This window comes from Myxococcales bacterium (assembly GCA_016699535.1).
Lineage (GTDB): Bacteria > Myxococcota_A > Polyangia > Polyangiales.
The window spans coordinates 2,633,012-2,646,153 of sequence record CP064980.1 but is presented as its reverse complement, the minus strand read 5'-3'; the positions used below and the strand labels follow the sequence as shown (position 1 = coordinate 2,646,153).

10 protein-coding genes and 1 pseudogene are annotated in these 13,142 nt (G+C 53.3%); 10 read left to right on the top strand and 1 reads right to left on the bottom strand.

The genetic code is table 11. The features are described from left to right. The gene (locus IPJ88_12535) at positions 1-2,025 is read right to left on the bottom strand and encodes an exodeoxyribonuclease V subunit gamma (GenBank protein ID QQR89037.1); all 2,025 of its coding nucleotides are present in this window, start codon (positions 2,023-2,025) and stop codon (positions 1-3) included. Between the two features lie 104 nt (positions 2,026-2,129). On the opposite strand from IPJ88_12535, the gene IPJ88_12530 reads away from it, so the two are divergent. The 10 genes and pseudogenes from IPJ88_12530 to IPJ88_12485 all read left to right on the top strand — a co-directional run bounded on the left by IPJ88_12530 (position 2,130) and on the right by IPJ88_12485 (position 13,130). Next, on the top strand, positions 2,130-3,713 hold the full coding sequence (locus IPJ88_12530) for an FMN-binding glutamate synthase family protein (protein ID QQR89036.1): 1,584 nt from the start codon (positions 2,130-2,132) through the stop codon (positions 3,711-3,713). Positions 3,714-3,782: 69 nt separating this feature from the next. Next, on the top strand, positions 3,783-4,403 hold the full coding sequence (locus IPJ88_12525; GenBank protein ID QQR89035.1) for a site-2 protease family protein: 621 nt from the start codon (positions 3,783-3,785) through the stop codon (positions 4,401-4,403). Positions 4,404-4,436: 33 nt separating this feature from the next. Beyond that, positions 4,437-5,216: a segregation/condensation protein A gene (locus IPJ88_12520; protein QQR89034.1), complete on the top strand. Its 780-nt coding sequence runs from the start codon at positions 4,437-4,439 to the stop codon at positions 5,214-5,216. Further along, positions 5,213-5,992: an SMC-Scp complex subunit ScpB gene (scpB, locus tag IPJ88_12515; GenBank protein QQR89033.1), complete on the top strand. Its 780-nt coding sequence runs from the start codon at positions 5,213-5,215 to the stop codon at positions 5,990-5,992. Before IPJ88_12520 ends, scpB begins: the two co-directional genes overlap by 4 nt. A gap of 45 nt (positions 5,993-6,037) precedes the next feature. Then, positions 6,038-7,144, top strand: a pseudogene (locus tag IPJ88_12510) (glycine--tRNA ligase subunit alpha). After that, on the top strand, positions 7,131-7,805 hold the full coding sequence (locus IPJ88_12505) for a hypothetical protein (GenBank protein QQR89032.1): 675 nt from the start codon (positions 7,131-7,133) through the stop codon (positions 7,803-7,805). The pseudogene IPJ88_12510 and the gene IPJ88_12505 overlap by 14 nt, the downstream one beginning before the upstream one ends. Next, a complete protein-coding gene (locus IPJ88_12500) occupies positions 7,802-9,415 on the top strand; it encodes a serine/threonine protein kinase (protein QQR89031.1) in 1,614 nt (537 codons plus the stop codon). Before IPJ88_12505 ends, IPJ88_12500 begins: the two co-directional genes overlap by 4 nt. A gap of 16 nt (positions 9,416-9,431) precedes the next feature. Further along, complete coding sequence (locus tag IPJ88_12495) at positions 9,432-11,456, top strand: glycine--tRNA ligase subunit beta (GenBank protein QQR89030.1); 2,025 nt, start codon at positions 9,432-9,434, stop codon at positions 11,454-11,456. Positions 11,457-11,523: 67 nt separating this feature from the next. Beyond that, a complete protein-coding gene (locus tag IPJ88_12490) occupies positions 11,524-12,324 on the top strand; it encodes a serine/threonine protein kinase (GenBank protein ID QQR89029.1) in 801 nt (266 codons plus the stop codon). After that, on the top strand, positions 12,258-13,130 hold the full coding sequence (locus tag IPJ88_12485) for a protein kinase (protein QQR89028.1): 873 nt from the start codon (positions 12,258-12,260) through the stop codon (positions 13,128-13,130). The genes IPJ88_12490 and IPJ88_12485 overlap by 67 nt, the downstream gene beginning before the upstream one ends. The last annotated feature ends 12 nt before the right edge of the window (positions 13,131-13,142 follow it).

The following is a 13,142-nucleotide window of genomic DNA, read 5'->3' as shown; positions in this document are numbered from 1 at the left end:
TCAGCTTAGTTCACTTGGTGTTGCGCCCGAGACCTGCTTGAGAATATCCGCAATCATGTCTTGCACTTCGTCGTAGTCGGGCACTTGTGTTTCCGGAGCCTCATAGTTCTCGAGAAGCTTTTCAGGAATATCATGCATAAAACGAGAAGGCGCCAAAAGCTGCGTGCGCCCGCGCATGCTGCGTTGCTTGATGCGTGTTAAATACAGATCCCGTTCAGCTCGTGTAATGCCCACATAAAAAAGCCTGCGCTCCTCTTCGATATCCGCTCCAGCCATGTCCGTAACCTTCGGATCCAAGGTCCGGCTATGCGGCAAGGTGCCTTCATTGCAACCAATCAGAAAAACGCAAGGGAACTCAAGCCCTTTGGCCGCATGAAGCGTCGAGAGCGTCACCTTGTTTCCTTTATCTTCTTCGGTGTCGGTATCGCGCAAAGTAAGGCGTTGAAGCAAATCATCAAGCGAGCTTTTGCTCTGTTCGCCACGTTTCTCGTGACGGGCAAGCGACTCCAAAAAAGAATCGATATTGGCGTAGCGTCCACGCTTGTCTTGTGCCGCGTCCTGACCATCCAAGAACTTACGACTTAAGCCCACTTGCTCGAGAAAAGAACGGGTTTGCTCTGCTAGATTTTGATTTGCACGCAAGTATTTGGCGGCGTGAGTTAATTGCTGGTGCAAATGAGCCGCACCTTGCCTGGCCGCGTGCGGCAAGTCCTTGAGCTCCGAAAAAGGCCCAAGCGCTTTGCGCAAAGGAACAGAAGCTTGCTGTGCCAGATACTCAAGTTTGCCAAGGGAACTGTCCCCGATGCCGCGTGGCGGGTAGTTTAAAATCCGACGAAAGGCTAATTCATCAAAAGGATTCAATGCCGCGCGCAAATACGCTATGGCGTCTTTAACCTCCTTGCGCTCAAAAAACTGAGTTCCACCCAACATGCGATACGGTTGCCCGTCACTGCGAAGCTCTTCTTCAATCAAACGTGCTTGAAGGTTGGATCGGTAGAGCACGGCAATGTCGCGAGGCTGAGTTCCGTTTTTCCTCAGCCGCCTTATCTCCATACGAACAAACGCCGCTTCTTTGGCATTGTCTTCAAGCACGGTTGAGCGAACAGGCCTGCCAGCGCGCTTCGTTGCCTTCAGTTGCTTTGGGTGTCGTTTACGTTTTGCAGCAGCAATCACCGCATTGGCGACATCCAAAATAGGAGCGGTGCTTCGGTAGTTGTTTTCTAGCTTTACAACGGTTGTTCCTGGAAAATGCTGCTCAAAATCCAAAATATTTTCGATATCCGCGCCTCGCCACGCGTAAATGGACTGATCGTCATCACCCACTGCACAAATATTAGCGGGCGTTGAACACAAAAGCTTTGCGAGTTCGAGCTGCGCACGGTTTGTGTCCTGAAACTCGTCCACCAAGATATGCGCAAAGCGTTTCGCCCAACGCTTTCGCACCTCAGGCTTATTTCGCAACAGCATCGCAGGACCAACCACTAAATCATCGAAATCAACCGCATGCATGCGCCTTAATGTCCTGGCATATTCGCCATACACTTCTTTAGCCACCGTATCGTATTCGGTGTTTCCCTCGACCACATCGTCTGGCGCATAAAAGTGATTCTTCCACGTCGAGATTCGCGCCATAATGGCCGAAATATCGAGTTTACGATGATGAATGCCATGGGCAATTTCTCGCAAAAGACCCTGAGCGTCGCCTTGATCCAAAATCACAAAGCGGCCGGCAAAACCAAACTCGGCGGCTTCTTCGCGAATAAAACGCACGCCAAAACTGTGAAAGGTCGAAAGCCACACCTCGGATGCACGTTTTGGCGGCATAAGAGCGCAAAGACGCTCTGCCATTTCACCGGCAGCTTTGTTGGTAAAACTCACCGCCAAAATCGCTTTGGGCGGAATGCCACTCTGCACAAGACTGGCGATTCGTTCGGTAATCACTCGCGTCTTTCCACTGCCAGCACCCGCCAACACCAACAACGGACCTCCCCGATGGTGTACAGCTTCGCTCTGTGCTTCGTTCAACCGCTCTGCCATTTTTGTAAGGCGGGTGCATACCACAGCTTCAGCGTTTGGCTTCAGAACTTTTATCTTGCTTTGCCAAAAATAAATATGAGAGCTTCATTGCCATGAGCAAACCTTTTGTAGCCCGACGATTGTTTTGGGTACTGGTAGGATTTCTGCTGCTCCCTTTGCTGTTACTGGCAACACTGTTTGAGGGTGCACGATGGATGCTGGTCTTTTTACTTCCCATTGCACTGGTAGGGATCTACGACGTTGTCCAAAAAAAACGATCGCTTTTGCGCAACTATCCTGTTGTTGGCCATTTTCGTTATTGGCTCGAATCGTTTCGCCCAGAAATTCAGCAATACTTTGTTGAAACCAACTGGCAAGGGCGACCTTACAATCGAGAACTACGTTCCATCGTCTATCAACGCGCCAAAGGGGAGCTGCAAACGCATCCTTTCGGCACCCAACGCGATGTCTACTGGGTGGGTCATGAGTGGATGAATCATTCGCTCGCTCCACTCACGCCACTTAAGGTCGAACCGCGTGTTCGAATCGGTGGCGACGAATGCAAACAGCCTTACGAAGCCTCTCATTTGAACATCTCTGCCATGAGCTACGGCTCCCTCGGAGTCAACGCGATTCGAGCGCTCAATCTTGGCGCTAAGCTTGGTGGATTTTATCACAACACTGGCGAAGGCGGTCTAAGCCCCTATCACTTGGAAGATGGCGGTGACCTTTGTTGGCAAATCGGCACGGGCTATTTCGGCTGCCGTGATGAACAGGGTCGTTTTTCAGCCGAGCGTTTTAGAGACACAAGCCAAAACCCATCCGTCAAAATGATCGAGATCAAACTCTCGCAGGGCGCAAAGCCCGCACATGGCGGCATCCTGCCTGGTAAAAAAGTCAGCCACGAGATTGCTACGATTCGCGGCGTGCCGGAGGGACGCGACGTGATTTCACCACCTGCGCATTCTACCTTTTCATCCCCGGCCGGCCTTTTGGATTTTGTCGCGGACCTTCGTGAACTATCCGGCGGCAAACCTGTTGGCTTCAAACTCTGCATGGGCTATCGCTCGCAGTTCTTAGCTATTTGCAAAGCCATGACTGCAACCGAGGTACTACCTGATTTTATCGTCATCGACGGGGCAGAGGGCGGTACAGGTGCAGCGCCCCTTGAGTTTGCCAACTCGGTGGGCACGCCTCTGCGCGAAGGACTTCTAACCGTCCATAACGCCTTGGTGGGCTGCGGACTACGTGACAAAATCCGGCTCATTGCAAGCGGTAAAGTCGTGACTGGTTTTCATATCTTGCGCGCCATGGCGCTCGGTGCTGATTTGTGTAACGGCGCTCGAAGCATGATGTTCGCACTCGGCTGTATCCAGGCCCGGCGCTGCAACAACAACGACTGCCCCGTGGGCGTTGCCACCACCGATCCAAGCCTTGGTTATGGCTTGAACGTCCAAGACAAAGCACGCCGTGTTGCGCGTTATCATCATGACACCATCGAAGCCTTTTTGGATCTCGTTGCTTCAGCCGGCCTGGATCATCCAGCGCGAATCAGGCCCTCGCACATCTGCCGCCGCACCGCCCATAACGAAACCAGCACTTTTGAGGATCTGTACCCCTATCTGAGCGAAGGATCCCTGCTAAACGGCTCAGCCCCAAGCGATTGGCTGCGTGATTTTGAAGTCGCTCACTGGTAATCCCAATATTTCCGGGCCCCAGCGCGAATTCAGGTACAGATGATGGCAATTTAAGCTAAGAGAGCCTGGATGAACCCCAAGGTCCTCGAAACACTGGTCATTGGCATGCCAGCCCTGATTCTCTCGCTTTCGGTACACGAGTTTGCCCATGCCTGGAGCGCCACGCGTCTAGGTGACGATACGCCCCAACGCCAAGGCCGTCTCACGCTCTCGCCCCTTCCTCACATGGATTTGTTTGGCTCTTTGATTTTTCCCGCCATGTTGATGCTCAGTGGCACGGGATGGTTCTTTGGCTACGCAAAGCCTGTGCAATTTAAACCGGTTAACTTTACGCGCAGAGTGAGCATGTGGCAGGGCTCCGCACTTACCGCACTTGCAGGACCTTTCTCAAATCTGCTTCTGGCATTCCTAGCCGCCATCGGCTTGCGCGCAGCGCTTGTCCTTGGCTTGCCTCCGGAACACATCCTTTTTCAATTTTGCGGCGTGATGTTTACACTTAACGTGCTATTGTTCGTGTTCAATCTTTTTCCGCTTCCGCCGCTCGACGGAGGCTATCTTATTCCGGATCGCTACACCAAACTCAAAGTCTTTCTTAATCGCTACTCCATGATGCTTTTTATTTTGGTCTTCTTCGTACCGCTTGGCAATTCATCGGTTTTCGCATCATTAACCCGTCCGCATGTGGCTTGAAACAGGCCTGCTGCAGCTTGTGAGCGTGTTCTTATGAACGAAGTCATTGGAAGTGAAATAAAAGCAGGCGCATTTCAAATCCAGCTGCCGCAATTTGAAGGACCACTCGATTTACTTCTGCATTTGATTCGCAAACACGAGCTCGAGATTTCAGAATTACCGATTGCCTTTATCACCGAGAAGTACCTTGCCTATCTTGAGTTGATGAAGCAACTGAACTTGGACTTGGCGAGCGAGTACCTCGTAATGGCTGCCACCTTAGCACACCTCAAATCGCGCACCCTGGTGCCCACACACGAGGATCTCGAGGAGGAAAGCGAAGATGGCGAGCAGGGCGATCCGCGCACCGAGCTCATCCAACGTTTGCTCGAATATCAAAAGTACAAGGAAGTCTCCGAGCGGCTTGGTGAAAAACCAGTCGCTGGCCGCGATGTCTTTCCACGGGGCAGCGAAGCTCCGAGGCCCGACGGACCCGCACCACTGGCCGAAATCGGCTTATTCAAGCTGCTCGATGCTTTCGCTGGGGTGCTGCAACGCGCCAAAGCCGATTTAACTCGGGAAATCGAGCCTGAACGCATCAGCGTCCAGCACCGCATCGCTGAGCTCACCGATATGCTGCGCGAACGAGGCATCTGCAACTTCGCGGAGCTTTTCCGAGACAACGTCCCGGTATACGATCTCGTGGTCACCTTCTTGGCCGTCCTGGAGATGGCAAAAATGAGGCTTTTGCGTCTGGCGCAGGCCGAACCGGTCTCACCCATTCAGCTGGAGCTTGCCTTTGTGCAGGAGCCTGAGGCAGAAACGCCCCAATGACAACGCAGGAAGTAATGAACAAGGTCGTAAAAACCGAACTAAAAACAGTCATCGAAAGCTTGGTGTTTGTCGCTGAAAAACCAGTGACCAAGCAGCAACTCGCCAAAATCGCCGGGGCTGGCGGCGATGCGGTTGGCGAAGCCCTCGCTGAACTCATGGGCGATTACCAAAACCGCGGGGTAGAACTCGTGGAAGTCTCAGGCGGCTACCAATTTCGCTCCTCACCTCAAAGCGCACCTGCAGTGCAACAATTTCTGGCCCAAAGGCCCATACGCCTTAGCAAAGCACAACTTGAAGTGCTCGCCATTGTCGCTTATCGGCAGCCCATTACCCGTCCGGAGGTCGAAGAGATTCGCGGCGTTGATTCTGGCTCAGCCCTCAAAGTCGCTCTTGATCGCGGTCTCATTCGCATCATCGGACGCAAAGAAGAGCCCGGCAGACCGTTGATGTACGGAACCTCCTCGTATTTCCTTGAGTTCTTTGGACTCGCAGCCCTCAAAGACTTGCCAACCTTGCGTGAGTTCAGCGAGCTGAGCGAGGAAAGCCGCATTCTTTTTGAAAAGAAAGCAGGCTCATCCTTTGAAGAAGTCAAAGAAGAGCTCGACCGCGAAGTTGCAGAAGCCGCCGAAAGCATCGCCTTGGCTGCAGAGGCCGCCGCCGATGCAGAAGAGCACGAAGAAGTAACCGACGACCACGATGACAACGAGGATGACAACGAGGATGACGACGAGGATGACGACGAGGATGACGACGAGGATGACGATGATGACGACTGAGATGGCGTCGAGCACGCGCTGGCGCAGCGCGAGCACTAAATAGCCATGTATTTTCAGGACCTCATAGTAACCCTGCAAAACTTTTGGGCAGCTCAAGGATGCTTGCTGGCTCAGCCCTACAACTCTGAAGTCGGCGCAGGAACCTTCAACCCCCAAACCTTCTTGCGAGCGATTGGGCCTGAGCCTTGGAAAGTCGCCTATGTTGAGCCTTCCCGTCGTCCTACCGATGGCCGCTACGGCGACAATCCCAACCGCTTGCAACAGTACTACCAGTTCCAAGTCATCCCTTAACCTTCGCCCCTGGAGATTCAGGAACTCTACCTCGATTCGTTGCGCGCCATTGGCACCGATCCGCTCAAACACGACATTCGTTTTGTTGAAGACGATTGGGAATCACCCACGCTAGGCGCATGGGGCCTGGGATGGGAAGTCTGGCTCGACGGCCTGGAAATCACTCAGTTCACCTATTTCCAACAAGTAGGCGGCCTCGAATGCACGCCCATCGCAGGCGAGCTGACCTACGGACTTGAACGCATTGCGATGTATCTGCAGGGCATCGACAACGTCTATGATCTCCAATGGACCAAGGGTGTTAGCTACGGGCAGATTTGCAAACGCGCCGAATGGGAGTGGAGCACCTATAATTTTGAGGCGGCGAGCGTGGATTTGCATCGCGAACTTTTTGATCAATACGAGACGCAGAGCCGTATGCTACTCGGTCTGAGCGAGCAAAAAGGCAAGGGCGGGATACTGATCTTTGATAAAGAAGATCCGCTAAGCCGCCTTGTTTTGCCGGCTTATGACTGCGTGATTAAGTGCAGCCATCATTTCAACGTGCTCGATGCACGTGGCGCCATCAGTGTCACGGAACGTCAACGCTACATCACCCGCGTCAGGCACGCAGCCCGAGCGTGCGCCGAGTCGTACTTTGCACAAAGGCAGGCGCTCAATTTCCCCCCTTTGTCAGGACGGCTAAACACAATGCAGGGATTAATAAAAATCCGAAAATACGTCAAGATTGGCATGTTTTCGCTTTTTTTATGCCACAATTGCGGGCTGGGGCGGTCAGGCACAAGGCAGGCAACGGGCCGTTGCGCGGGGCCGGCACTATTACGAGCAAGCCCAGTTTGCGCAAGCCTTGGCCTCGTTTGAAAAAGCTGAAGAATCAGAGAATCTAAATCGCACCGATTTGATAGCTTTGCTCGAAGGCAAAGCTCTTGTGTATTTTGCCACGGACGATGAAGAAAACTTCAAGCGAATGTTGGTGCAGCTTGCTTCCGTTCATCGCAATCATGCCTTTGAGAAAAGTGTGCCGCCTGAAGTCAATGCAGCCTTTGACGAGGTCCTGTCCCACAGCCCGGGCCGTCTTAGCGTCCAGGTCCAGCGCGAGACTATTTTTGGCGGCGAGCTGTTGCGAGGCGTCGTCAAAAACGACGTCGGACAACTCGTGCGCAACCTAAAGCTCTATATCCGAAAAAGGGGCCGCAGCAACTGGCAGGAAGGCAACGAAACCATGCGCGTGCTTGCGCCGCGTGGCGAAGATGTAGAATTTTACGCGATCGCCAAGGGCCCCGGCGGAGTTGATTTAGTCAGTCTCGGAACGCCCGAGTTTCCGAAACGTTTTAAAATTGGCGAAGTCACATCAGCTTCGTTGCAACCCACCCAAAACAAAGAACAAGACTCCGAGTTGTTGTGGTTTGGCTTGGGCGCCGGAGCCGCCGCATTGATTGCCGGCAGTATTGCGCTTATCCTCTACCTAAGCCGTTCGAGCGATAACACTCAACCCTCGATTCCAGCGCTTGGGACGCCGTGAGCAAAAGCAACGAACTCTCTTTTGATTTAGAAAACGAAGAACAAGCGCCCGAGGTCGTTTCCGGCTCCGAGCGCAACTTCGGCGAGTATCAGCTTCGCTACCAAATCGCCTCTGGCGGTATGGGCACAGTCTATCTGGCCCGAGACTTCGGACCCGCGGGTTTTGTTCGGCCCGTGGCGCTCAAGCGCATCCATCCTCATTTGGCCAAACGCCGTAAGTTTGTCGACATGTTTTTAGACGAAGCGCGTATTATTTCGCGCGTTTCTCACCCCAATGTCTGCCGCATTTTCGATTTTGGCAAAGTGTCCGGAACCTATTACATGGCAATGGAATACTTGGTAGGCGAATCGCTTGCCGGGGTCATGAACGCCATGGTTAAAGAGCCAGAGCGTTTCGATGAACCCAAATGGCACGCGCTCGCTTGCCGAATGATTGCAGATGCAGCAGAGGGCCTGCATGCAGCGCATGAGCTTGTGGATGAAAACGGCAAAGCACTTGGAGTCGTCCATCGCGACGTCTCGCCGCACAATCTCTTTGTGAACTACGATGGCAGCGTTCGGGTGCTCGATTTTGGGGTGGCTTTTGCAACAGAACGGCTTCACCAAAGCACCACGGGCACCGTCAAAGGCAAGTATGCATACATGGCGCCCGAGCAAATCAAGACCCGTGATTTTGACCGTCGCGCGGACATCTGGGCCTTAGGCGTATGCTTGTGGGAGATGCTCACCGCCCATCGGCTTTTTCGCCGAGACTCGGAAGTCGACACCATACTGGCCGTGGGTAGCCTGGATGTTGAAGCGCCATCCGCGCATCGACCCAACATTCCCAAACGTCTTGATCGCGTAGTGCTTTCCGCGCTCAAACGCGATCCTGAATCACGATACGATACCGCACGCGATTTCGGACGCGACCTGCTTGAAGTGGTGAACGAAATCGGCCAGAGCGCTGGACCTGCCGAGCTTTCGGATTGGCTTCGGCAGCTGTTCCGCGAACAACGTGCCGAAAAACTTCACAGGGTCGAAACCGTCATGGAGGCGCATGCCCGCTCGCCTGGCCCCACCGTCCACGAGCGCGAAACTAAACTCGAGCAATCGTCACCGCCGAGTTCCGGAGCAGGCTTTCGTGGGCTGTTTTCTAAGAAGAACCGCGGACTGAGCGGCTTAGTCCTTGCCACGGGCCTGGGCTTGGTGCTGCTTGGTTTAGCGCTTGGCCGCACCTTCGCGGCGCAAACACACCAACGCACGACCGAGCTCGACATTGGACTTCGGGCGGTTGCGCCGGTTCCCCTTGATTCCGTTGAGGCCTTCGGCCTGGATCTCCCAAAACAGAGCACCCTAAAGAATGATGAAAAGAGCAATGTGCCGCGACGTTCCGAAAGCAAAATCATCATGGGTTATGTCAACATCGTTACCCCCGGAGGCTGGGCCGACATTTACGAAGGAAAACGCTTCTTAGGACGCACCACAAAGCAAATTTGCTTGGGTACCGGAACGCATGTGCTTGAGTTGCGGGCTTTTGGAAAAACTCCCAAAATCATGCGCCCGGTGACGGTCGGAGCAGACCGTGTTACTCGGGTAGTGGTGAGTCTACACGACGCATCCAAAGGATAAGAAAGTTAGTGCCGGCATGAGTAGTCATTCCTTGTTATTTGAAATTGGAGTCGAAGAGCTCCCCGCATCTTTTCTTGAAGGAGCCCTTGCAGCACTTCCAGGGCTAGCTACGGACATGTTAAACGAGGCCCGTCTTGAGCACAAAGACATCAAGGCTTACGGAACCCCGCGGCTACTGGCTCTGCTCATCGATGATGTGGCCCAAAAGCAGCGCGACCTTGACGAAGAAGTGCAAGGGCCACCGAGTCGTATCGCCTTTGATGACAACGGCAAGCTAAGCAAAGCCGGCCAGAAATTTGCCGAAAAACTCGGCGTATCCGCTGAGCAACTGGGCACGATTGATACCGAAAAAGGCAGCTACGTCGTTGCAAAGCGCAAAGAGCGGGGCAAAGACGCCAAAGTCGTTCTGAGCGAGCTTTTACCTCGCCTAGCAAGTCGAATCCCTTTTCCCAAAACCATGCGTTGGGGCCAAGGCGATATTGCCTTCGGCCGGCCCATCCATTGGCTCGTCGCATTGCTTGATGAGCAGGTCTTGGATTTTAATTTTGCGAAGACCAGTACCGGTCGTAAAAGCCGTGGACATCGCTTTCTCTATCCGAAAGAAATCGAAGTAAAGGAAGCCGCCGCCTATCTTGAAACCTTGCGTACGGCCAAAGTGATTGCCGATACCGAAGAGCGCCGCGCGCTGATTGAGCAGCAACTAAAAGAAGCGGCCAAGACGCTCGGCGAAGAGCTCCTCTATGATCCAACGTTGATCGGCGAATGCGCGGATTTAGTCGAACAACCTCAGGTTGTAGTGGGCTCCTTTGAAGAAGTCTTCTTGGGGTTGCCCGAAGAAGTCATCATTGCCGTGATGCGTGGCCATCAGCGCTACTTCGCTCTACGCAACCCAAAGACAAAAAAGCTCAGCCAGCACTTTCTAACGGTCGCCAACACGGCAGAGGATAAAGAAAGCGTTAGCAAGGGCAACGGACGCGTCATTCGCGCTCGATTGCAAGATGCGTTTTTCTTTGTGAACGAAGATCAGAAACACAATCTTAAGGAACGCAGCGCACAGCTCGACGGCGTTGTGTTTCAATCCAAACTCGGATCCCTTGGCGAAAAAGCACGGCGTCTGCGCGCCTTAAGCGTCGAGCTGTTAAAGCAGAACAGTAAAGACCTTACTAACGAACGGGAGATGAGCGAGCTATGCGCCTCTGCCGCCAGCTTATGCAAAGCTGACTTACTCTCTTTGATGGTCGGAGAGTTCCCTGAGCTTCAAGGCATCATGGGCAGACACTACGCTCTAAAAGAAGGCTACGATCCCAAAGTCGCCAAAGCGATCCAAGATCACTATTTGCCGAAGGGTGCAAAAGACAGCGTCCCTGATGATGTGTTGAGCGCCGCCATCGCGTATGCAGACCGCCTGGACACCTTAGTCGGCTGTTTTGGTATCGGGATTACACCAAGTGGCTCAGCGGATCCTTTTGCCCTGCGGCGCGCAGCCCTTGGCGTGATTCGCATGGCCTTCGACGGCCCTATGGATTTGCATTTGGCAGATGCCCTGCGGACAAGCTATGAGCTGTACGCCGATGGAGCGCTGAAAGACAGCGGTATTTGCCTGAACTCGGTGCACAACTTTTTCTGTTCACGCTTACGTTCACTCTTTGCAGAAAAATATCCCGGTGACCTAATCGAGGCCTGCCTATCGGCCTGGGACGGTGGTTCGCTGCGCGATGTCAAAGCACGCATGCAGGCACTTGCCGAGTTTCGCACCATGCCCGAGTTTGAATCGTTGGCCGTGGCCTTTAAAAGAGCAGCCAACATCACCAAAGACATCAAAGCAGGCAAGGTCAATGTCGAGTTACTTCAAGACGGTGCTGAGCGCGAGCTGTATGAAGTACTCAATAAGTTCTTGCCGCGGATGCAGAGCGCACTAGAGAAACGCAACTACGCCGAGGCTCTCAGCATGGCAGCAAGCGAGCTTCGCAAACCCATCGATCGCTTCTTTGAAGAGGTTTTGTCATGGTCGATGATGTGGCCATCAAGGAAAACCGACTGAAACTATTGGCTTCTATCGTTGAAAAAATGAACAGACTCGCTGACTTTAAGGTGATAAGTACTTAACCATGGCGGGCGACTCCGATCAGAATTCACGACCAACTTTCGATGCAGGCTCGGTCGATACCTGGCCCGATGACGCCCATAAAACCTCCCACGGAGCAGCTCAAGACACCTGGCCCGATACACGCGAATCCCGTTTGTCCTCGCGTATGCTCAAAGACAAACAAGATTCGGTAACGACCTTGCCGCCGGCTCCTCTCGTCGGCAAAGTGCTCGATGGTCGTTATGAAATTCAGCGGATGATTGGCGAAGGGGGCATGGGTATCGTCTACCAAGCTCGCCATACCACCTTGGGCAAAATACTTGCTGTCAAAGTACTGCGTGGTGAAAACCTTGATGCCCTTTCGACGCGGCGCTTTAAACAAGAAGCACAATCGGCTAGTGCAATCGGCCATGAAAACATCGTCAACGTGATGGACTTCGGGAACTTGCCCGACGGCGCCACTTACTTTGTCATGGAATATCTTGACGGGGTCACTCTCAAAGCAGCAATGAACTTGAGCCGTGAGCCCTTTTCGGTGCAACGCGCCATCCACATCGCAAAGCAACTGTGCGTAGCTCTTCAACAAGCCCACCGCAATGACGTTGTGCATCGCGATCTTAAGCCAGACAACATCTACCTCGTCACACGTGCGGAAGACGAAGATTTTGTAAAGATTTTAGATTTTAGGATGCCAAAGTTAGTGGAGGCGCAAGCACGCTTACTCGTGCAGGGCAGGTGTTTGGAACACCTCATTACATGTCGCCCGAGCAATGCGCAGGCGCTCCGGTTGACTCACGCACCGACATTTACGCCATTGGTGTGATTATCTACGAGATGCTTTGTGGCAGTGTGCCTTTTGATGCCGACAACTGGATGGGCATCCTATCGAAGCACCTGTACGAACAGCCTCAACGCCTTTCCGAGCAGCCGCTTGCTGAGAATGTTCCCGAAGCTCTTGAAGCATTGATCCTAAAATGCATGGCCAAAAGCCCCGACCATCGCTACCAAAGCATGGGCGATTTGCTGTCTGACCTTGTGCAGGTTCAAAGTGGCGCAACACGTTCAAAAGATCTTGGCTTGAATCTGAAACAATTGCGCAATGCTAAAAAGGGGAAGCCCTCAGGCAAAAGCAGCAGTTTCTGGCAATACTATCGACCGATCCTGGCTGGTGCGATTCTAGCACTTGGCCTCGTCGCCATCGGTGTCGGCCTCGGTGTGATGGGGAGCAAACAAAACGAGGGTTCTACTCCAGGCTCAGCAAAAGAAAGCTCCCAGCCAGACACCGCGCTTTCATCCGCAAAGGATGGTTCAAAAGAGGCGAGCTCGGAAACCGTACGACTGAGTAGTGAACCTATATCGGCGCAAGTCCTGGAGTCTGGGCTGCTTTTGGGGGTTACCCCGCTTGAGATTCCGCGCCCCGAAGCAGCAAGCGATCGCGAAATCGAGCTCCGAAAGCCCGGCTACTTGCCCAAACGAGTCATCGTCAACGCCGAATCCCCACGCTCGCTGCGCATACGCCTTGAGCGCGAACCTCGGGGAGGCACCCGAATCAAAGAAAAAAGCAAGAGCCCTGCAAGCCCCTCAAATACTGGAATACCCGACAAAATACGCAATCCTTGGGAAGAGTAAGAAAGCCTGCCA